This is a genomic window from Arenibaculum pallidiluteum (assembly GCF_017355985.1).
GTDB classification, from domain to species: domain Bacteria; phylum Pseudomonadota; class Alphaproteobacteria; order Azospirillales; family Azospirillaceae; genus Arenibaculum; species Arenibaculum pallidiluteum.
This window is the reverse complement of the sequence record NZ_JAFIQU010000009.1, coordinates 117,974-137,306: the sequence shown is the minus strand read 5'-3', so window position 1 is coordinate 137,306 and position 19,333 is coordinate 117,974. Positions and strand designations below refer to the sequence as shown.

The following is a 19,333-nucleotide window of genomic DNA, read 5'->3' as shown; positions in this document are numbered from 1 at the left end:
CCTTTACTGGGAGCTCGTGCGCGTCATCGTTCCCGTCGCGTTCGCCACGCAGCTGCTGCATGAGCTTGGCGGTATCCGGGCCATCTCCCCGCTGTTCGAGCCAGTGATGACGCTGCTCGGGCTGCCGCCGGAGCTCGCCCTCGCTTGGCTGACAGGGCTGCTCGTCGGGATCTGGGGCGGACTGGTCATCGTGTTCACGCTGGTCCCGGTGACGGACCTCAGCACGGCGGACGTCACGGTCTTCTCGGTCCTGCTGCTGTTCGCGCATGCGGTTCCGATCGAGCAGCAGATCATCAAGAGGGCTGGGCCTTCCCTGCTTGTCACCGCGACGGTTCGGATCGGAGGCGGCCTCCTCTTCGCCGTCCTCCTGCACCAGGTGCTCGCCGTCACCGGATGGCTGTCGGATCCGGCAACGCCATCCTGGACGCCGGCGGACGCGGGCGTCGGCTGGATCGGCTTTCTCGCCAGAACTGCGCAGATGCTGGGCATGATGTTGGCGATGCTGCTCGCGCTGAGCTGGCTGATGGAGCTCCTGAGGATCTCGGGCATCCTCGATCGGATGAACCGAGCACTCGCGCCGATCTTCTGGCTCGCGGGGATCGACGCGCGAACGGTCCCCTTCGCGGCCATCGGACTGCTATTGGGGATCACCTACGGTGGCGGTCTCCTGATACGCGAAGCCCGAACCGGCGAGATCGAGCCACGGCAGATTTTCCTCGCCTGCGCATTCATGGGCCTAGCCCACAGCATCATCGAGGACACGCTCGTGGTCGTGGCGTTCGGCGCGGACCTGACAAGCGTGTTGGTTGCGCGGCTCGCCTTCGCTGTGTTCGTGACCGCGATGATCGCCAGATTGATCTACTCGATCCCGGATCGCCTGTTCTACAGACTCTTCTACAACGGGCGAGTTGATCGGTTCGGGAGGATTCCTCCGTCGTTTCCGCACAATAGGCGGCCAACGACCGCCTCTCGATGCTGAAAGCCGCAGGCCGCCGCGGCGGGCGGCTCGGCGCGGCTGTTCCGCGCGCGTGCCGGCCGAGCGGCAGCGCGGAGCCGTGCGGGACCTCCAACGTCCGCCGCAGCTCGTCCTCCGCGGCTTCACCGACGAGGACGATCAGCCGAGTTTCGAAGGAGAATGTAACTGGCCCGGCATCCCGCCGGTCCGCCTGTCTCCTGCCGGCGGTAAATCAGCCGTCGCAGTGGCCGCAGCCGCAGGCGTCCAGCGGGCGCAGGACGAGGCCGACCATCTCGCCGCGCCGGGGGCCGTCCGCGTCCGCGGAGCGGCCTTCCTGCCGGCGGTCGGTGTCCGGTCCGGAACCGGGCGGCCCGGCGTGCGTCGCAGGATGATCGTAGGCGGCGACCCGGTAGGCGGTTCCGCCCATGGTGACCACCAGCCCCGGCAGCATCCGTCCTGCGGGGTCGTCCACTGGGCAGGGTCCGTAGTGGACGGGGCCGTATGGTTCGATCCGCACCTTGCGCACCGGCGTGAATTCGGGCGGGCTCTGGTCGGTCAGGTCGGTGTCTCCGCAGCGGGGCCGCCGGTGCCGGGCACGATCCCGGTCGCATGGTCATGGACATACTAGCAGCCGCGCCCGCATTTCGCGATGCGGCCCCTGGGGCGGGACGTGACGGCGTCCGGTAGCGGGCCCTGCGTGACGGGCTATGCCGAATTGCAGATGTGTGACTTGACCTTGGGAATAGGTGCGGTATCGATTGGAGGTTGTCGATGCGGGGCCGACCCATGCGTACCGGTGAGTCCGGCGAGGACTTCCTTCCCTTGAAGCTGCTTGCGGAGACCGTCGATACGCTCCGCAAGTCGGGCTTCGTCAGCCTTCGCTCGGTCAGCGCCGCGCTGAACGACGCAATCACCACCGGCGAGCCCGACGCCATCGGCTTTGCGATGCGGTCCTTCCAATCGCTCGACGGGACCACGCGCCAGGAGATTGCCGAGCGCGCGATCCGGCGCGCCTACGAGCTGGCGACGAGCCACGGCACCAAGGCGCCCTGAGCGCCTGTCAGCGCGGGACCCGTCAGCGCCGGATCAGATAGGCGAAGGCGACCCCGGCGAGCACGTAGGCCACGAGGCCGAATCCGGCTTCGCGCACGACCCATGTCATGATGTCCATCGTGTTCATGACAGCACAACGGAGCGGGAACACCTGGAGTCGCGGGGTGCTCTCGGGGTAGCCCGCCCGTCCGGGTGGACGTGCCGGCGCGCATATGCCCCGGGGCAGGTTCAGGGGCGCTGCAGGGCCCCTGCATCCCCGTCGTCGGGGCGCGCCAGCTTCAATCCGGCGGTCGCGAAGAGCAGTCCCAGCACCAGGGCGCCGGTGCCGAGCAGGCCGATCGCGTCGGCGAAGCCGAAGGACGACAGCAGCGCCGCGGCGATCATGGGGCCGAGCGCGCCGCCGCCGCGCTCGACCAGGCGGAAGCTGCCGAGGACGTTCGCCTGCCCGTGCCGGGCGCATTCGGTGCGGGTGCCGTCCAGCAGGATCGCGATCAGCATCGGCGAGATCATGGCGCTGCCGATGCCGAACACGCACATGGCGAAGACCATGGTCCACATGCCGGGCGTCAGCGCCACGCACACCATCCCGAAGGCGGCGAGCAGGCCGCCGGTCGAGGCGAAGAGCCGATGCGCGGCGTGCGCATCGGCGTAGCGGGCGAGGGAAGGCTGCAGGAAGATGATCGCGACGAAGTAGGTCATCAGCGTGCGCCCCACCGCCGCGGGACCGAGGCCCAGCTCGGTCAGGTAGAGCGGGGCCAGGAACACCAGGAAGCCGGTCGTGGAGACCTGCAGCGGAATGGCGGAGAGCAGCGTCACGGCAAGGAAGCGGCGGTTGCGCAGCAGGTCGGCCAGCACCCGCAGTGACGAGGCCCGTGCCACCGGCGGCACGTTCTCCGGGCGCTTCGGCATCAGCGTCAGGGTCAGCACGGCGGCCAGCGCCGCCAGCCCGATGGAGACCGCGAAGGTGGAGGCGAAGCCGATGCGCTGGGCCAGGATGCCGCCGACGGCCGAGCCCGAGACCGAGGCGATGATGGAGGCGCCGGCGAACAAGGCGATGCCGTGCGCCCGGTTGCGCGGCCCGGTCAGCGCGGCGATGTGCGCCAGAGCCGCCACGGAGACAAGCGCGTAGCCGATGCCGTTGAAGACGCGCGCCAGGACCAGCTCGGGCAGGCTGGTCGCCAGCGCCGATCCCAGATAGCCCAGAACCGCCGGCAGCATCCCCGCCAGGAAGACCTGCCGTGCCCCGAAGCGCTCGGTCAGGCGGCTGCCGACCGGCGTCAGCAGGACCATGGCGACGAGGTAGATGGTGAAGGGAAGCGCCACCGCCATGTCTCGCGGCAGGTCCAGGAGCGGCTCGTAGAGCGAGGCGGCGAGCTGCGGCAGGAAGGGGCGCGACATCTCGTGGCTGAAGAAGAAGGCCAGGAGCGGCAGGCGGATCGCGTTCAGGGACTCCGCGGCCGGCGCCATCCCGTCCGTGGCGGGGCCGCGCATGGCTGCGCCCGGCGCGCGCGCCTCCTCGACGAAGAGCGTCAGAAAGCTGCCGATCTCGTCCCTGCTCTCGCGCATGGGCCGGGCGCTCACCGGCAGGCCGGCGGCCACGCGGGACGCCCAGGCGCGCAGCCGGTCGATGCGGTCGGAGAGCAGCAGGGCCAGAACCACCACCACCACCTCGACCGCGATCACCAGGGAGATCACGAAGCTCGTCAGGATGTCGTAGACGATGTCGAGCTGGCGCTCGTGCACGAAGGCCGGATCGCTGCCGACCACGACCGCCCCTACGGTCTCGCCCGTCAGGACGATCGGCACCGCGCTGCTGACGTAGCTGTCCGGCCGCTCGGGCGGAACGCCGGTCCGGAAGAGGATGCGGCCCTGCGCATCGCGCACGGCGATCCAGCGGATTTCGGCATGAGTCCTGCGCTGCGTCTCCAGCAGCTCGCCGACGCCGACGAGCCGGTCGAAGGGGACGCCCAGCGAGAGAGCCCGCTCGACGGCATCGGCGGCAAGGCGCCCGACGGTCGCGGCCTTGGCCGAGAGCGCGGGCTCGAGCTGCCGGTCGAATACCCCCAGTGCCAGCCAGGAGAACGCGCCGAGCGCGAGGACCACCACCAGCGCCGCCGCAACCGTGATGCGCGTGATCAGGCGCTTGAGCGGGACCGACTGGATCATGGCGCGGCCCGCGGGCTGCCCAGCACCACCCGGGCCACTTCCCCGCCATAATCCGCGGTGCCGCGCCGCCGCGCCCGCACCTCCGCGAGGCGGCCTGCCATGGTGCCGAACTCATTGGACACGGGGCGCAGGAGGTAGGAGGCCAGGGCCAGCGCCGCCGCGCCGCAGACGAGGCCGACGCCGATCCCGACCAGCACCAGGATCCGCCGCACCTCGGCCAGAGCGGCATCCGCCCCGGTCGTCGAGTAGATCACTGCGAGCGTGCCGGCCCTGACGCCCCGGGCATCGCGGATCGGCGCCGCGATTGCGGCGCGCCCCCCGGCAGCCGTCGGAACCGGCACGAGATCCCGGCTCTCCCAGACGGCGCCGAGCGCGAGCCCGTCCAGCGGCGCACCTTCGGACGCGACGGTCACGGCGCCGTCGGCATCGACCACCGCGAGCCCGAGAATCCCGTCGCCGTTCTCGACGTAGCGCGTCAGCGTTCCCTGCAGGCTGGTCAGGCTCGCGGCCGACACGCCAAGCGTGATGCCGCCTTCGATCGTCTCCTGTGCGTCGAGCAGGACCGCCGCGGCACGCGACTGCATGACCTCGCGATAGGTCTTCGCGAAGCGCTCGAAGTTCATGTAGGCCGTAAGGGCGAGCGCGGCGGCCAGCGGCACCACGATTCCGGCGGCAACCTTCAGGGCCAGGCGCATCGGCGCGTCACTCCGCGCCCGGCCGGGCGGCCGCGGGAAACTCAGAGAGCAACCTGTCGGCAATGGCCGCTGCACCGAAGCGCACAGGATCGGTGGCCGGCAGCGCCAGCGCCCCGGCAGTCGCGGCAAGGCAGGCGCGTGCCTGCGCCTCGTCCAGCCCCACGGTGTCGAGACCGATGCCCACGAAGCACGCGGACGCCTCTCGGCGCCGGGCGAAGGACAGGGCCGCCTCCATGTGCGCGCGCAGGGACGCGACTTCGATATCCGTGACGCCGCCGCCGGTCGTCGTGGGACGGTGGCACAGCACCAGCGCATGAGCCGCGACGCCGTTCAGCAGTCCGAACGGCGTCGCTGTCCGCGGAGACAGGGCCGGGCCGCGCCCCTCGACGACGTCCCAGTGGTCCGGCGCGGCCGCGGGGCTGAGCCATTCAGCCGCGCCGGCGATGAAGTCGGTGGCGATGGCGTCGAGCGGCACGCCGGCCCCGGCGATCACGATGCCGGCCGGACTGGTGCCGCGGAAATCCGCATCGAACCCGCGCCGGCGCAGCTCCCGCGCGAGCGCAAGGGCCATCGGAAGCTCGCCCGCCTCGGGACCACCCGTGCCGAGGGTGAGCAGCCTGCGCCCCCCGCGCGGGCGGGCCGATGCGGCTGCGAAGCGCCGGTCGGGGCGGCAGATGTCCAGCAGGCGCGCGTCACGGCGCCGCGCGGCGGCCTCCAGCCCCGGCACGGAGCCCAGCGGGACATCCAGCGCGCCCGCGATGTCGAGCCCGGCCTCCAGCACTTCCAGAAGCGCCGTCTGCCAGTGCGGCGGCAGCGTGCCCTCCGGGGCGTCCGCAAGCACGAGACAGCGGGCGCCGAGCGCCGCGGCGGCCGCAGGGTCGAGGTCGGGAAGCCCGAGATCGGCGCTGTCCGGCAGACGCATCTGGCCGATGCACCACTCCGGCCGGCCGTCCCTTATGGCCCGGGCCGTTCCCGTGGCGGGGTCGGGGCCGACGCCCGCGAGCAGCAGGTAGGGGGGCCTCAGTTCCATGCAGATCCCGACATACAGATCCCGCCATGCAAGCCCCGCCATGCAGACCCGGGGGCGGCCGCTCGGCGGGGCGGTCCCGGCCCGGCACTTATACCGCGAAATCTGTTACCATTCCGTCGATTCGCGCGGCAATCATAGAGAATGATGCATTTTCCCGGCAGGGGCGCCGACCGGGCGCTCTCCGACCATCCCGGTCTCCCGCGGCGGTGACCCGGCGCAAAGCCGGTCTAGAGCGGATCGCGATCTGGCATGGACACGTGATCGCCAGGATCTGCGCCGACCACGACGGGGCGAGAGCGGTTTGAGCTTCAAAGCGATGCTCAAACCGCTCTAGGCTCCGAGCCGGATTGTGGCCGGAGGGATCTTGCGCGACTTCACGAAACCGGGCCGCTCGGCCGTCCATGCCGTCGACTGCGCCGTCGCGACCTCGCACCCCCTGGCTTCCGTCGCCGCCATGGACGTCCTCGGGGCGGGCGGCAACGCGGTGGACGCCGCCATCGCGGCCGCGGCCGTGCTCTGCGTGGTCGAGCCGGCGATGACCGGCATCGGCGGCGACGCCTTCGCGCTCTACATGCCGGCCGGTGCCGCCGAGCCCCTGGCGATCAACGGGTCCGGCCGCGCGCCGGCGGCCGCCGATCCCGCCTGGTACCGCGAGCGCGGCCTGGATGCGATCGCGCAGGGCAGCGCCCATGCCGTGACGGTGCCGGGCGCGGTCGCCGCGTGGTGCCGGCTGGTAGAGGACCACGGCACCCGGTCGCTGGCGGAGCTGCTGGCGCCCGCGATCCGCTATGCCGAGGAGGGCTATCCGGTGGCGCCGCGCGTCGCCTGGGACTGGGGGCGCGAGGCGCCGCGCCTGGCCGGCGATCCCTGGGCCAGCCGCCATCTGCTGGTGGACGGCGCCGCGCCGCGGGTCGGAACCCGGCACAGCCAGCCGGCCCTCGGCGCCACGCTGCGGCGGATTGCCGCGCAGGGTAGGGCAGGTTTCTACGAGGGCGAGGTGGCGGCGGACCTCGTCGCACGGCTGCGCGAGCTCGGCGGGCTGCACACGGAGGAGGATTTCGCGAGGGAGGCCCCGGACTACGTCACGCCCATCCGGACGGGCTATCGCGGCTTCGACGTCTGGGAATGCCCGCCCAATGGCCAGGGCGTGGCGGCGCTGCTGATCCTGAACCTGCTGTCCGGCTTCGATCCCGGCACGCTGGACGAGGCCGACCGGGTGCACCTGCATGCGGAGGCCACCAAGCAGGCCTATCACAACCGGGACCTGCTGGTCTGCGACCCCGAATGCCTGCCGCTGCCGGTCGAGACGATCCTGTCGGATCGCTTCGCGGATGGCCTCCGCCGCCGTATCAGCATGGATCGCGCCGGCGTGCCGGCCCCCTGGGACGCCACGGAGCACCGCGACACGATCTGCCTCAGCGTGGTCGATCGGGACGGCAACGCGATCTCGTGGATCCAGTCCCTCTTCCACGCCTTCGGCAGCGGGATCGCCGGGCCGCGCAGCGGCGTCATGCTGCAGAGCCGCGGCACCTCGTTCCGCCTGCTTGACGACCATCCGAACCTGATCGGCCCGCGCAAGCGGCCTATGCACACCATCATTCCCGGCATGCTGACGCGGGGCGGACGGGCGGTGATGCCCTTCGGGGTCATGGGCGGGCACTATCAGGCGGCGGGACATGCGGCCCTGGTCTCGGCGCTGCTCGATCGCGGACTGGACCTCCAGGAGGCCGTCGACGCGCCGCGCAGCTTCGCCTTTGGCGGGGAGCTGCAACTCGAGGCCGGCATCGACGCGGCCATCGCGGCCGAGATGGAGCGGCGCGGACACCGCATCCACCGTCTCGACGGGCCGACCGGCGGCGCGCAGGCGATCTGGATCGACCGCGATGCCGGCCTTCTGACGGCGGCGTCGGACCCGCGCAAGGACGGCTGCGCCCTCGGACGCTGAGGGGGCTCCTTAGCCGGGCCCGACGGCCCGCGCCACCTCCTCGGCGGAAAGCTGCCGGTCAAGGCCGCGCGTTCCCAGCAGTGCGGCCGTGCTCAGGGCCAGGCGCCGCGCGCCCGCGGCATCGATCCCCTTTGCCAACGCCGCCTCGCGCGCCTGGTCGTAGAGGTCGCGCAGGAACTTCTTCTCCCGCGCGTTGAGCGGCCTCCGCGGCGAGGCTCCGCCATTCTGCATATCGAATTCCCTCGTGTCCTGCCGGCTGCGCGGATTGCGGCCTTTCCCGCATGGGGGCGGCCGTCGGCGCGGCCGTTCGACGGACATCATAGATGATCCGATCGACTTCCGGCTCGGGTATCGCGGCACGCCGGCGGGCGGCCCAGCCGCCTCCTGCAGGCTTTCCATCCGGCCCGACGTCCGGGCCGGCGGCCAAGTCGTTCCGGGGCCGGAACCGAAAACGTTCCGGACCCGTTGAGATCCGCAGGATTGCGGAGAACGACATGAGCATTGCCCACGAACTTGCCCGCCGTGCGGGCTATGACCGGCACGGCGACCAGGCTTCCGGCGTGCCCAGCACGGCTGCGATCGGCGGCCACCCGATCCATCCCATGCTGATCCCCTTCCCGCTGGCCTTCCTCTCGGCCACGCTGGCGACGGACCTCGCCTATCTGCGGACGCGAAATCCCTTCTGGGCCGAGGCGTCGCGCTGGATGCTGCGCGCCGGCCTCGCCTCGGGCGCGGCCGCGGGCGTCTTCGGCGCCGTCGACTACGTCACGATCCACCGGGCGCACCGCTCCGGCGTCGGCAAGGTCCATGCCCTGGGGAACATGGCGGCCATGGCGCTGGCGGCAGCGAACCTCGCGGCGCGCCACGACGATCCCGAGGGCGCGGTGGAGGGCCGCGGCGTCGCCCTGTCGGGTGCGGTCGCCGCCCTGCTGGGTCTCACCGGCTGGGCCGGGGGCGAGCTGTCCTACCGGCACGGCGTCGGCGTGAGCAGCAGCCACGAGCAGCCTCCCCTGGTGGGCGCGCCCGAGGGCCGGCCGCGGCCGCGGCCGCGGACCCATGGCGAGCGACCGCGCGCCGTGGCGGGTTGGTAATGCGGGTAGTGATGACGGGCTGGTGAGGGAGGCGGCGATGGCGGACGAGACCCGAGGATCCCGACTTGAATCCGAGCAGGTCCGCGCTGCGACGGACCGCGGCGCCTTGCGCGACAAGATCCCCGTCGAGGATCCCGCGACCGCTCCCCTGGGCACCGATGCCGAGAGTTCCGGCGTCCGTCCCCAGGTGGCGGCCAGCAGGGCCGGGCTCAAGGATCCCGGGCCGGAGTCGTCGCGCTGGCGCGCGGGCTTCCGCGCGGGTCCGGTGCCGGACACCGCGACCAGCATGGGCGCCATGTTGGTCGGTGTGGCGCTGGCAGTCGTGCTCGTGCTGGTGGTCGCGGTGGTCGCCGGCGTGTTCTGACGCCGCCGGTCCTTTCCTGGCCATCCTCCCGCAGGACTAACGCCGCCGCGCGGTGCGTTCCGGCCGCGCGGCCCCGCATGTGCCGGGGCTTAGCACCGCTGCTGTCGTGCGCGCCCGCCGGCGCCGTTCCAGTCTTGCGCAGGTGCCGGGGACCGGGAGGGAGCCGCATGGCGGGCGTCGGGCAATCGGAACGGGGGCATCTTCCCAGCCTCGAGGTGCTGCGCGGGCTCGCCGCGGCGCTGGTCGTGGTCTATCACGCCGGCCGCATGATGGCGGGGCAGGGGGGCGCGGTGCCGCTCGGCGGCGTGTTCGAGCCCGGCCATTCCGGCGTCGACCTCTTCTTCGTGCTCAGCGGTTTCGTGATCGTCTACGCGCACTGGCAGGACCGCGGGCGGCCTTATGCGCTCGGGCGCTACGCATGGCGCCGGCTGTCCCGGATCTATCCGCCCTACTGGGCGGCAATGGCGGTGATGCTGGCGCTGTTCGTGGCAAGCCCTTCGGCCAGCGGGCGGGAGACCCAGCCCCTGGTCGTGCTCGGCTCGCTGCTGCTCTATCCCGTGCCGGGCGGCCTGGTGCTGGACGTCGCCTGGACCCTGGTGCACGAGGTCACGTTCTACGGTCTCTTCGCCTTTCTCCTGCTCGGCCGGTGGATCGGGGCCGTGGTGCTGGGCGCATGGCTCTGCGCCATTCTCGCCGGGCTCGCGAAAGGAGCGGGCCTGCCCGGGCTGGAGGCTCTGTCCGATCCCTACCAGATCCAGTTCTTCCTCGGCATGGCCACGGCGCTGCTGGTTCTGAAAGGCCTGCCGCGCAGCGGTGCCGGGGCGCTGCGGGCGCTGGGGGCCGCGGGCTTCGCCGCTGCGTACCTGGCGGAATGGTGGGGCCTCGCCGATCCTCGGGCCGCGGGCTTCCGGCTGGCCTACGGGGCGGCGGCGGCGCTGCTGATCCTCGGCTGCGCAGCGGCGGACCGCCTTCAGGCGCGGGGCGCGGCGGAGCCGCTGCGCATCCTCGGCGCCGCCTCCTATTCGATCTACCTCGTGCATGTGCCGGTGCTGCTCGTGGTGCTGGAGGCGGCGGAGCGCACCGGGCTGCTGGCCGCGGCGCCACCAGGCCTGCTGCTGGCCGGCGGCTCGGCTGCGGCGATCCTCGGCGGCATCGCGTTCTCGGCGGTGGTCGAGCAGCCCTTGCTCAGGCTGTGCCGGCGCCTGGCGCGGGGGCGTATCCCGCCGTCGGGATCGGCCGGGCTGCTTCAGCCCTCGGCCGGCCTGCCCGTGCCGGTGGCGAGCGAGCCTGCAAGCAGCCTCGCCCAGACGCGCTGACCCTCCGCCGAGAGATGCCAGCCGTCCGGCCCCGCATAGGCGGGGTCGAGGCCGCGGGATCCCCTGGCCATCCCCTGCCAGGTGTCCACGAAGGTGCAGCCGGGATGCGATCGGCATGCCTCCTCGATGCCGCGGTTGAGGGCGCGGATCCGCTCGTTGCGGAGCCAAGGGCGGCTGGCGACCATCGGGTTGCCTTCGTCCACCGGCAGCACCGCGCCGACATGGATCCCCGGGCCTGAGGGAACCATCGCCAGGAGCTGCGCGTATTCCGCCGCGATCTCCGCGGGGTCGCGGTATTTCAGGTCGTTGACGCCTATGGCCAGGACCAGGGCGCCGGCGCGGCCCGCCGACCGGTGCAGCGGAAGCCGGTGCATCAGCCCACGGACGGTATCGCCCCCGACGCCGAGCCCGACCGCGCGATGGTCCACGATCCCTGCGGGCAGCTGCTCGACCATGCTGTCGCCCAGCAGCAGCACGGCGCCGTCGGGGACCGCCGCGTCGCGCCGCGCCAAGGCGACGGCCTTCTCGAAGTACTCTGGCCCGAACTCCTCCGGCTGCACGAGGCCGAGCGTCTTGCCGGCGAGGTGCAGGAAGTTCGACTTCGCCAGCATCACCCCGGCCGCGGCGTGCAGGCCGACCAGGTAGGCAGCCGCGAGCGCTGCAAGCAGCCGGCCTCGTCTGGGGCGTCCGTCCCCCGGCTTCCTGGTCATGGGGCATTCCCCCGCGGTGGCGCGAGACCCGCATCCTGGAGCGGCGGCGCGGCACGACGCAATTCCGCCATTGGCCTGCTGCGGTTCCGCATAGGCCCGTCGCCGTGCGGACATGGTGGTGTGCCGTCCTGCGGCAAGACGTCCCCGCCAAGGGGGTAGCGGGTCCTTTTCCCTGGACTCCCTTGCGCAGGCGGGTGGAGCATGACCCCGTAAGTCCCGCGGATCCGAAGGCGGGACGGGGTTCGGCCTCGGGGGATCGGCCGGGCCGAGACCTATGGCGCCGTGCTCCGGCCGATCCCCCGCGCGCCCGTTCCCCAAACGCCACCAAGTTGGGGAGGTGCCCTCATGTCCAGCACGAGATCGGCGGCGCCACGGTGCGCCGCCTTGGTCGGACCTTATCTCAGCGGCAAGACGACCCTGCTCGAGAGCCTGCTTTCTGCCGCCGGGGCCGTGGCGCGCAAGGGCAGCGTCCAGGACGGAAGCGCCGTCGGCCTCACCTCGCCGGAGGCCAAGGCGCGGAAGATGAGCACCGAGATCGCGGTGGCCTGCTGCGAGTATCTAGGCGACCGGTGGACCTTCCTGGACTGCCCCGGCTCGGTGGAGCTCGGCGCCGAGGCTCTCTCGGCCGCGATGGTGGCCGACGTCGCCGTGGTGGTCTGCGAGCCCGATGCCGACAAGGCCATGGCGCTGGGCCCGCTGCTCAAGCGGCTGGATGATGCCGGCATTCCCCACATGCTGTTCGTGAACAAGGTCGACACGCTCGGCCAGGACGGTCTGCGGATCCGCGACCTCGTCCAGGCGCTCCAGGCCGTGTCCGCGCGCCCGCTGGTGCTGCGCGAGGTCCCGATCCGCGAGGGCGGCGGGGTGACCGGCTACGTCGATCTCGTCAGCGAGCGCTGCTACCAATACAAGCCCCACGCCGCCTCGGACCAGGTCCCGATGCCGGATACCGTGCGCGAGCGCGAGGCGAGCGCCCGCCAGGAGATGCTCGAAGCGCTGGCCGATTTCGACGACGAGCTCCTCGCCAAGCTGCTCGACGAGGTGCCGCCCGAGAAGGCCGAGGTCTATGGCCAGCTCCGCAAGGATCTCCAGCGCGACCTGATCGTGCCGGTCTTCTTCGGCTCCGCCGAGAACGACAACGGCATCCGCCGGTTGCTGAAGGCGCTGCGCCACGAGACTCCGGAGCCGGCGGCGGCAGCGGAACGCCTCGGCATCGCCGAAGGTGCGGGCGTCGCGGCCCAGGTCTTCCGCACCCTGCACGCGCCCCATTCGGGAAAGCTCAGCTTCGCGCGGGTCTTCCGCGGCACGGTGGCCGACGGCATGACGCTCGCTGGCGAGCGGGTCTCCGGCCTGTACCGGCCTCAAGGAGGAGAGCAGGCCAAGCTCGCCCAGGCAGGCCCGGGCGAGGTCGTGGCGCTCGGACGGATGGCGGGCGTCGGCACGGGCGACCTGCTGACCGATACGGGCCCTTCCGCGCGCTGCCCGGCATGGCCGGAACCCGACGCGCCCGTCTACGGCCTGGCACTCCAGGCCGTGAACCGGAACGACGAGGTCAAGCTTTCGGCAGCCCTGCAGAAGCTGCTCGAGGAGGATCCCGGGCTTCGTTTCGAGCAGAATGCCGATCTGGGCGAGCTGGTGCTCTGGGGACAGGGTGACATCCACCTGCAGCTCGCCCTGGACCGGCTGCGCGGGAAGTACAACCTTCCGGTCCGGTCCCGGGCGCCCCAGGTCGCGTACAAGGAGACGATCCGCAAGGGCTGCGCCCAGCATTCGCGCTTCAAGCGGCAGACCGGTGGGCACGGCCAGTTCGCCGACGTCCATGTGGAGGTCTCGCCGCTGCCGCGCGGTGGCGGCTTCGCCTTCTCGGACCGGATCGTGGGTGGCGCGATCCCGCGCCAGTTCATCCCGGCCGTCGAGGCCGGGCTCCGCGAGGCCCTGGCCTCGGGGCCGCTGGGCTTTCCGGTCGTCGATGTGGCCGTCGCCCTGACCGGCGGCCAGTTCCATGCCGTCGACAGCTCGGAACAGGCCTTCCGCACCGCAGGACGGCAGGCGATGGCCGAGGCACTGCCGAAATGCGAGCCCGTCCTGCTGGAACCCGTCATGTCGGTCGCCATCGACTGTCCGGCGGAATGCACGGCCAAGGTCCAGCGGCTGGTGACCGGGCGGAGGGGCCAGCTTCTGGGCTACGACCTCAGGCCCGGCTGGACTGGGTGGGACGAGGTGCGGGCGACGATGCCCCAGGCGGAAATGCACGACATGATCCTGGAGCTCCGCTCGATCACCCAGGGTGTCGGCACCTTCACCTTCGCCTTTGACCACTTGGCCGAGCTGATCGGCCGCCTCGCGGACAAGGCGGTCAGTCAGCGCCACGCCCACATGGCCGCGCAATGAGATCAGGCGGGGCCTTCCGCACGGGCGGCCCCGCCGATGCGTCTTCGCGTGGCGAGCCGCGCGGGGCACATGCCGGGAATTCCAGATCGGCGCAGAGGCGGGCTTGCCGCCGCGCGGTGGCGACGCCATCCTTCGGACAGACTAGAAAGGAGTACGGGGATGCAGATCGACATCGGCATCAGCGAAGCCGACCGCGCCAAGATCGCGGAGGGATTGAGCCGCCTTCTCGCCGATACGTACACGCTGTACCTGAAGACCCACAACTTCCACTGGAACGTCACGGGCCCGATGTTCAACACGCTCCATGCCATGTTCATGGAGCAGTACACCGAGCTCTCCACCGCCGTGGACGAGATCGCCGAGCGGATCCGGGCCCTCGGTCATCCGGCACCGGGTAGCTATGCCCAGTTCGCGAAGCTCACCGCGATCCGCGAAGAGACGGGCACCCCGACCGCGGAGGAGATGCTGCGCCAGCTCGTCGAGGGGCAGGAGACGGTGGTGCGCACCGCGCGGGCCGTGTTCCCCCTGGCCGACGCGGCCAATGACGAGCCCACGGCGGATCTCCTGACCCAGCGCATGCAGGTTCACGAGAAGACCGCGTGGATGCTGCGCAGCATGCTGCAGTGATCCCTGGAACTTGAATCTTGGGAACGGGATCCCGGGGACGGCGGCGCATCCCCCGCTCCCTGGGACCGGACTTGCAGGCACGCGTTGCCGCACCATTTCTCCTGGCCGCAGGCGGAACGCCGGCAAGCCGACGAGGACCGGACGGGGGACCAGGGTCTCCGGAATCGCTCGGGTCCTCTGCCGCGCCAAGCCTGTCCCGTGACGAGGGACAAGGCCTCCGGCCTCGACTTCGGGGCACGTCATGAATCCGGGGTGGAAGCCCTCCGCGTGGCGCGGCCAGTCTTGGTTAATGCTTTCAACCGATAACCAATAATTAACCTTAACAGGACTAGCTTCGAACCATCGAAACATCGAGGTTCGCGCTATGGCCGATGGCTTCTCCAATCTCCGCATCATCGATGCAGAACGCGAAGTTCAGCTCGCGGTTATGGTTCCTGAAAGGGTGAAGCGGGCAGTCCGTCGCCATGCCGAGCGCGAGGGCACCACGCTTCGTGGCGTGCTTCTGCGCCTGCTGTGCGAGGCCGGCGTGATCGAGGTCGGTGATCTGGACCTTGGCGACCGGCGGGCCAGCGCGGCCGCCCTGCGCACGCGCATCCATCCCAGCGCCGACAAGCACTGATACAGCGCTTCCCCAAGCGCCGGCGCCTTGCGGCGTCCGTCCCTCACGCCGACCGGACCTCGGAGTCCCCATGCGGTACCCGGCCCAACTCACCGTGATTGCGACCCTGGCGGCCGCCGCCGCGCCGGCGCTGGCCGTCATTCCCCATCGCATCGCGGCGGCGACCGCGGTTCCGCAGCAGCCTGCTGCGGAGGTCGCGGTCGCCTCGGACGAGGCGCCGCCTGCCTCCCCGGTCTCGGCCGTCTCCTCCGGTCCGCTGGGCACCCTCTCTCCGGTCCCCGCGGTCATGGGTGGGGAGATCGCCGCCGCTGCCAGTGTCCTGACCTCGATCACCGCGCTGAAGCTCGGCCTGGCGGCCGGGGTCGGGCTGGTCGCTGCCGGGCTGGGCAGGGGGTGGAACAGGGGCCTGCGGCGCATCGCCGAGACGGCAGGGACGCGGATGGGGCGCTGGGTGCGCGGCGATTTTGGTGTCCGGGTGCGCAAGGGGGCTTCGGCGGGCGTGGTCGGCCGCTTCGGCGGACGGCTCTGGACGGCGGCGGCAGGCCTCCTGCGCGACCGCGAGCGCGACCGCCTCGCCGCGTTGACGGCCGAGCACCGTCTTGCGGCCGTGCTGGCCGGTGTCGACGAAGCCGTTCTCGGCATCGACCGGAGCTGGAACGTCACCTTCCTCAATGCACGGGCGCTCGACCTCGCAGGATGCGGCGATGCCGTCGGCCGGCCGCTGTGGGATGTCCTTCCCGAGATGGCGGCGCCGGCCCTCGCGGCGCCGCTGTGCAAGGCGATGCGGGGCGGTTTCCCGGGCGAGCACAATGTCAGGCTGGGTCCGTCCGGCCGGCGCGGGACCATGCGCGCCGTGCCCAGCGGCGAAGGGTTCGTCCTGTGCCTCGGTGGCGTCGCGAATCCGGGCGCCGTGGACGAGCCTGTCGTGACCCGGGAGATCGGCTCGGTCCGTGCCGAGGCCGGGCTGCGGAACAGCTTCCTGGCGGGGGCGGCGCACGAGCTGCGCCAGCCCGTCCAGTCCCTGATGCTCTTCGGCGGCATCCTTGAGGACCGGCTCACCGGGCACGATGCGGCGCCGGTCGCGGCAGCCCTGAACCGCTCGCTCCGCACTGTCGGGGCGCTGATCGACGATTTCCTGGATGTCTGCCGCATCGATGCGGCTGCCGAGCCGCGTTCGGTTCCGGTGCCGCTGGGACCGATCCTGGAAAGGCTGGACGCCGAGTACCGGCCCTATGCCGAGGCGCATGGCCTGCGCCTGTCGGTCGCGCCGACGCACGCCATCGTCCGGTCCGACGCCACCCTTCTCGAGCGCATGCTGCGCAACCTTGTGGAAGGCGCCCTGCGCCAAGCCTCCGCCGGCGGCCGGGTGGTAGTGGGCCTCCGCCGGGCCGGCGGCGATTACCGGCTGGAGGTGCTGGACGACGGCCCCGGCCTTCCCGAGGAACGCAGGGAGGCACTGGCCGCCGCTCTGGCCTCGACGCTGACCGACGGGCCCGGCCCCGGCAGCGCCGGCGAGGGGCTGGGCCTCGGGCTCGCCGTCGTGCGGCACCTCGCCGGGCTGCTGGGCCACCCGCTCGGCCTGCGGCCGGTGCGCGGCGGCCGCGGCACGGCCTTCGCGATCGAGCTGCCCGCAGCCGACGCCGTCGCCCCGTCCCCCGCGCCCGAGGCGGAGGCGGTGGCCCAGCGGCTGGCCGAGCCCGCGGCCGGTACCGGTTCGGTCGCCGCAGGCGCCGCAGGGCTGGCCCTGGTGATCGAGGACGAGGCCGTGATCCGCGAGGGCCTGCGCCGCGTGCTGGAGAACTGGGGCTGGAACGTGGTCGAGGCCGGCAGCGCTGCCGAGGCGCTCGGCTTGGTCAGCGGGCGGAAGCCCGACCTGATCCTGGCGGACTACCAGCTCGGCGGGGGCGCGCGGGGCACGGACGCGATCCGCAAGGTCGAGGCCGCCTGCGGCGCGCCGGTTCCCGCCATCGTCCTGACGGGCGACACGGCACCCGAGCGCGAGCGGGAGATCCGCGCGGGCGGCCATGCCCTGATGCACAAGCCGCTGTCCGCCGCGGCGCTGCGGCGCCTGATCGACACCCTGGCTCCCGAGCGCCACGCGCTGGCGGCGGGCGCGCGCTAGGCCGTGAACGCGAAGATCACCGCGATCATGAGCGCGAAGACGCCGAGGGGCACGGCGACCGCCAGGAAGGCTCCGATGACCGAGAGCATGAACCGCATGGCCCGTTCATGTTCGCACGGCCATCGCCCCGTCGGCGAAGACGCTTAGGGAGTGCCGGCCGCGGCCCTGCGGGCTGCGGCCTATCCGGGAGTTCGGAGTGGTTTCCGCCCGTCAAGAGCGTATGTCGCTGTCCCGATATCCCTGCGCGTAGAGCAGAGCCGTCAGGTCGGCGTGGTCGATCCGCGAGCGGGCCTCGGATGCGACGGCAGGCTTGGCGTGATAGGCGACGCCCAGCCCCGCGGCCAGCAGCATCGGCAGGTCGTTGGCGCCGTCGCCGACGGACATCGTCTCGCGCATGGGAATGCGCTGCTCGCCCGCGATGCGGATCAATGCCGCCAGCTTGGCATCCTTGTCGAGGATCGGCTCGACTGGCCGGCCGGTCAGGCGGCCCTCGTCGATCTCCAGGTCGTTCGCCTGGTCGGCATCGAATCCGAGCCGCTCGCGGATGCGCGCGGTGAAGAACTTGAACCCGCCCGAGACCAGCACGCAGCGAGCGCCGTTCGCCCGCATGGTGGCGACGAGCTCGCGGGCGCCCGGCATCAGCGTGACGCGGCCATAGGACTCCTCGAGCGCCGAGACCGGCAGGCCGGCGAGCAGCGCGACGCGCTCGCGCAGGGCATCCTTGAAGTCGATCTCGCCGTTCATGGCCCGCCACGTGATGGCGGCGACCTTGTCGCGGATCCCGACCATCTCGGCGAGCTCGTCGAGCATCTCCTGGTGAATGATGGTCGATTCCATGTCGGCCACCAGCAGCCGCTTCCGACGATCCGCCAACGGCTGGACCACCAGATCGCAATGCCGGCCCGGCAGCGCCGTGTCCGCGGCGGCCAGGGCCTGGTCGATGGCGAGCCCGCCGAAGGGCAGGTCACAGGCGATCCCGGCGGCCAACCAGTCCGGCCGCCCGACCTCGGCGCCCAGATCCCGCAGGGCGGCGCGCGCCGCGGAGACCGTGCTATCGTCGAGATCCGCCCGCTCGGGCGCGGCGATCAGGGTGAGGACGAGGTCCATGGCGGCAGATCCGGGCAGGGGCGAAGGCGTCGCCTTTATGGGGGCGGCGAGGGCATTCGTCCATGCCTGAGACGACGCGCCCGACGCATCCTGCGGCAGCCGCCTCGGGTGCCGGCGCGGCGGCCGGCGCCCCAGTGGTGGTGGTGGTGGGAGGCCCCACCGCGTCCGGCAAGTCCGCGGTCGCGCTGCACCTCGCCGAGGCGCTGGGCGGAACCGTCGTGAACGGCGACAGCATGCAGGTGTACCGCGAGCTCCGCGTCCTCACGGCCCGACCGGGCGAGGAGGAGGAGCGGGCCGTCCCGCATCGGCTCTACGGCGTCTTGCCGGCCCGCGAGCGGTGCTCCGCGGCTCGGTGGCGGGACATGGCGCTGGAGGCCATCGACGGCAGCGCCGCGGCAGGGCGCCTGCCGGTGGTCGTCGGGGGCACCGGGCTCTATCTTCGGACGCTGATGGAGGGGATCGCCGAGATCCCTGCAATCCCCGAGCCGGTCCGGGCCGAGGCCCGCGCACGCCATGCGGCGCTGGGTGGCCCTGCCTTCCATGCCGAGCTTGCCGCGCGCGACCCCGCCATGGCGGCGCGCATCTTTCCCGGGGATACGCAGCGGCTGATCCGGGCCTGGGAAGTGCTGTCCGCAACGGGCCGCTCCCTCGCCGCGTGGCAGCAGGATGGGCAGCAGGATGGGCAGCAGGATTGTGGAGCGGCCCGGCCGCGCTTCCTGCAGGTTCTGGTGCTGCCGCCGCGTCACGTCCTCTATGCGCGCTGCGACCGGCGTTTCCTGACGATGCTCGAGCGGGGAGCACTGGACGAGGTTCGTGCCCTGGACGCGCTTGACCTCGATCCCGATCTGCCGATCCTGAAGGCTCTCGGCGTGCCGGAACTGCGCGCGCATCTCAGAGGCGAGCTTCCGCTCGACGCGGCGGTGGCCGCCGCCCAGATGCAGACACGCCGCTATGCCAAACGGCAGACGACATGGTTCCGCAACCAATGGTCCCATGCGCATATCTGCCATGTCGAGGGCGAGCAAGAATCGGACAAGGCGGTGCGCGAAATCAATACGATCTTGCGCGAAATCCGTTGACCACCTGCGGCGCAGCATTTAGGTTGCCGCTCCCGGCCCCCGAGTGAGCCGGATCTTGCGTCC

General features: G+C 71.7%; 18 protein-coding genes. 11 read left to right on the top strand and 7 right to left on the bottom strand.

Annotated elements, in window-relative coordinates; translation table 11 throughout:
* Positions 1 to 16: 16 nt before the first annotated feature.
* Positions 17 to 979 (top strand): nucleoside recognition domain-containing protein, encoded by a 963-nt coding sequence (locus JUB13_RS18675; protein WP_207481641.1) that lies wholly within the window; start codon positions 17 to 19, stop codon positions 977 to 979.
* Between the two features lie 208 nt (positions 980 to 1,187).
* On the opposite strand, the gene JUB13_RS18670 is transcribed toward JUB13_RS18675, so the two are convergent.
* The gene (locus JUB13_RS18670; RefSeq protein WP_207481639.1) at positions 1,188 to 1,472 is read right to left on the bottom strand and encodes a hypothetical protein; all 285 of its coding nucleotides are present in this window, start codon (positions 1,470 to 1,472) and stop codon (positions 1,188 to 1,190) included.
* Between the two features lie 254 nt (positions 1,473 to 1,726).
* On the opposite strand from JUB13_RS18670, the gene JUB13_RS18665 reads away from it, so the two are divergent.
* Positions 1,727 to 2,008: a hypothetical protein gene (locus JUB13_RS18665; protein WP_207481637.1), complete on the top strand. Its 282-nt coding sequence runs from the start codon at positions 1,727 to 1,729 to the stop codon at positions 2,006 to 2,008.
* Positions 2,009 to 2,236: 228 nt separating this feature from the next.
* Here the strand turns inward: JUB13_RS18665 and JUB13_RS18660 are convergent, their stop codons facing one another.
* From JUB13_RS18660 to JUB13_RS18650, 3 genes are read right to left on the bottom strand one after another with little or no spacing between them, the layout of a single operon-like run.
* On the bottom strand, positions 2,237 to 4,174 hold the full coding sequence (locus tag JUB13_RS18660) for an MFS transporter (RefSeq protein ID WP_207481635.1): 1,938 nt from the start codon (positions 4,172 to 4,174) through the stop codon (positions 2,237 to 2,239).
* Positions 4,171 to 4,869 (bottom strand): hypothetical protein, encoded by a 699-nt coding sequence (locus JUB13_RS18655; protein WP_207481633.1) that lies wholly within the window; start codon positions 4,867 to 4,869, stop codon positions 4,171 to 4,173. The genes JUB13_RS18660 and JUB13_RS18655 overlap by 4 nt, the downstream gene beginning before the upstream one ends.
* Positions 4,870 to 4,876: 7 nt before the next feature.
* A complete protein-coding gene (locus tag JUB13_RS18650) occupies positions 4,877 to 5,899 on the bottom strand; it encodes a DUF1611 domain-containing protein (protein WP_207481632.1) in 1,023 nt (340 codons plus the stop codon).
* Positions 5,900 to 6,263: 364 nt separating this feature from the next.
* Here JUB13_RS18650 and JUB13_RS18645 point away from each other — a divergent pair, with 364 nt between their 5' ends.
* The gene (locus JUB13_RS18645; protein WP_207481631.1) at positions 6,264 to 7,844 is read left to right on the top strand and encodes a gamma-glutamyltransferase family protein; all 1,581 of its coding nucleotides are present in this window, start codon (positions 6,264 to 6,266) and stop codon (positions 7,842 to 7,844) included.
* A gap of 9 nt (positions 7,845 to 7,853) precedes the next feature.
* Here JUB13_RS18645 and JUB13_RS18640 read toward each other — a convergent pair whose 3' ends face one another.
* On the bottom strand, positions 7,854 to 8,075 hold the full coding sequence (locus JUB13_RS18640) for a hypothetical protein (protein WP_207481630.1): 222 nt from the start codon (positions 8,073 to 8,075) through the stop codon (positions 7,854 to 7,856).
* Between the two features lie 263 nt (positions 8,076 to 8,338).
* On the opposite strand from JUB13_RS18640, the gene JUB13_RS18635 reads away from it, so the two are divergent.
* The 3 genes from JUB13_RS18635 (at position 8,339) to JUB13_RS18625 (ending at position 10,615) form a co-directional block, all read left to right on the top strand.
* Positions 8,339 to 8,935, top strand: a complete 597-nt coding sequence (locus JUB13_RS18635; protein ID WP_207481629.1) for a DUF2231 domain-containing protein — start codon at positions 8,339 to 8,341, stop codon at positions 8,933 to 8,935.
* A gap of 37 nt (positions 8,936 to 8,972) precedes the next feature.
* On the top strand, positions 8,973 to 9,299 hold the full coding sequence (locus JUB13_RS18630; RefSeq protein ID WP_207481628.1) for a hypothetical protein: 327 nt from the start codon (positions 8,973 to 8,975) through the stop codon (positions 9,297 to 9,299).
* Positions 9,300 to 9,466: 167 nt separating this feature from the next.
* Positions 9,467 to 10,615: an acyltransferase family protein gene (locus tag JUB13_RS18625; protein WP_207481627.1), complete on the top strand. Its 1,149-nt coding sequence runs from the start codon at positions 9,467 to 9,469 to the stop codon at positions 10,613 to 10,615.
* Here the strand turns inward: JUB13_RS18625 and JUB13_RS18620 are convergent.
* Positions 10,546 to 11,325, bottom strand: coding sequence for a GDSL-type esterase/lipase family protein (locus JUB13_RS18620; protein WP_207481626.1), 780 nt, complete (start codon positions 11,323 to 11,325; stop codon positions 10,546 to 10,548). The two genes, JUB13_RS18625 and JUB13_RS18620, sit on opposite strands and share 70 nt — an antisense overlap.
* 345 nt (positions 11,326 to 11,670) lie before the next feature.
* On the opposite strand from JUB13_RS18620, the gene JUB13_RS18615 reads away from it, so the two are divergent.
* The 4 genes from JUB13_RS18615 to JUB13_RS18600 all read left to right on the top strand — a co-directional run bounded on the left by JUB13_RS18615 (position 11,671) and on the right by JUB13_RS18600 (position 17,084).
* On the top strand, positions 11,671 to 13,716 hold the full coding sequence (locus JUB13_RS18615; RefSeq protein ID WP_207481624.1) for an elongation factor G: 2,046 nt from the start codon (positions 11,671 to 11,673) through the stop codon (positions 13,714 to 13,716).
* A gap of 159 nt (positions 13,717 to 13,875) precedes the next feature.
* Complete coding sequence (locus JUB13_RS18610; protein ID WP_207481621.1) at positions 13,876 to 14,343, top strand: Dps family protein; 468 nt, start codon at positions 13,876 to 13,878, stop codon at positions 14,341 to 14,343.
* A gap of 364 nt (positions 14,344 to 14,707) precedes the next feature.
* Positions 14,708 to 14,962: a hypothetical protein gene (locus JUB13_RS18605; protein ID WP_207481620.1), complete on the top strand. Its 255-nt coding sequence runs from the start codon at positions 14,708 to 14,710 to the stop codon at positions 14,960 to 14,962.
* Positions 14,963 to 15,032: 70 nt separating this feature from the next.
* On the top strand, positions 15,033 to 17,084 hold the full coding sequence (locus JUB13_RS18600) for an ATP-binding protein (protein ID WP_207481619.1): 2,052 nt from the start codon (positions 15,033 to 15,035) through the stop codon (positions 17,082 to 17,084).
* Between the two features lie 210 nt (positions 17,085 to 17,294).
* Here the strand turns inward: JUB13_RS18600 and serB are convergent, their stop codons facing one another.
* Positions 17,295 to 18,191 (bottom strand): phosphoserine phosphatase SerB, encoded by an 897-nt coding sequence (serB, locus tag JUB13_RS18595; RefSeq protein WP_207481618.1) that lies wholly within the window; start codon positions 18,189 to 18,191, stop codon positions 17,295 to 17,297.
* 62 nt (positions 18,192 to 18,253) lie between these two features.
* On the opposite strand from serB, the gene miaA reads away from it, so the two are divergent.
* Positions 18,254 to 19,270 (top strand): tRNA (adenosine(37)-N6)-dimethylallyltransferase MiaA, encoded by a 1,017-nt coding sequence (gene miaA, locus JUB13_RS18590; RefSeq protein WP_207481616.1) that lies wholly within the window; start codon positions 18,254 to 18,256, stop codon positions 19,268 to 19,270.
* The last annotated feature ends 63 nt before the right edge of the window (positions 19,271 to 19,333 follow it).

Coding starts and splice junctions, on each gene's coding strand:
- JUB13_RS18620 (WP_207481626.1), bottom strand. CDS start 11,325: ATGACCAGGAAGCCGGGGGACGGACGCCCCAGACGAGGCCGGCTGCTT.
- JUB13_RS18605 (WP_207481620.1), top strand. CDS start 14,708: ATGGCCGATGGCTTCTCCAATCTCCGCATCATCGATGCAGAACGCGAA.
- JUB13_RS18655 (WP_207481633.1), bottom strand. CDS start 4,869: ATGCGCCTGGCCCTGAAGGTTGCCGCCGGAATCGTGGTGCCGCTGGCC.
- JUB13_RS18635 (WP_207481629.1), top strand. CDS start 8,339: ATGAGCATTGCCCACGAACTTGCCCGCCGTGCGGGCTATGACCGGCAC.
- JUB13_RS18615 (WP_207481624.1), top strand. CDS start 11,671: ATGTCCAGCACGAGATCGGCGGCGCCACGGTGCGCCGCCTTGGTCGGA.
- JUB13_RS18665 (WP_207481637.1), top strand. CDS start 1,727: ATGCGGGGCCGACCCATGCGTACCGGTGAGTCCGGCGAGGACTTCCTT.
- JUB13_RS18640 (WP_207481630.1), bottom strand. CDS start 8,075: ATGCAGAATGGCGGAGCCTCGCCGCGGAGGCCGCTCAACGCGCGGGAG.
- JUB13_RS18630 (WP_207481628.1), top strand. CDS start 8,973: ATGGCGGACGAGACCCGAGGATCCCGACTTGAATCCGAGCAGGTCCGC.
- JUB13_RS18660 (WP_207481635.1), bottom strand. CDS start 4,174: ATGATCCAGTCGGTCCCGCTCAAGCGCCTGATCACGCGCATCACGGTT.
- JUB13_RS18610 (WP_207481621.1), top strand. CDS start 13,876: ATGCAGATCGACATCGGCATCAGCGAAGCCGACCGCGCCAAGATCGCG.
- JUB13_RS18625 (WP_207481627.1), top strand. CDS start 9,467: ATGGCGGGCGTCGGGCAATCGGAACGGGGGCATCTTCCCAGCCTCGAG.
- JUB13_RS18600 (WP_207481619.1), top strand. CDS start 15,033: ATGCGGTACCCGGCCCAACTCACCGTGATTGCGACCCTGGCGGCCGCC.
- miaA (WP_207481616.1), top strand. CDS start 18,254: ATGCCTGAGACGACGCGCCCGACGCATCCTGCGGCAGCCGCCTCGGGT.
- serB (WP_207481618.1), bottom strand. CDS start 18,191: ATGGACCTCGTCCTCACCCTGATCGCCGCGCCCGAGCGGGCGGATCTC.
- JUB13_RS18650 (WP_207481632.1), bottom strand. CDS start 5,899: ATGGAACTGAGGCCCCCCTACCTGCTGCTCGCGGGCGTCGGCCCCGAC.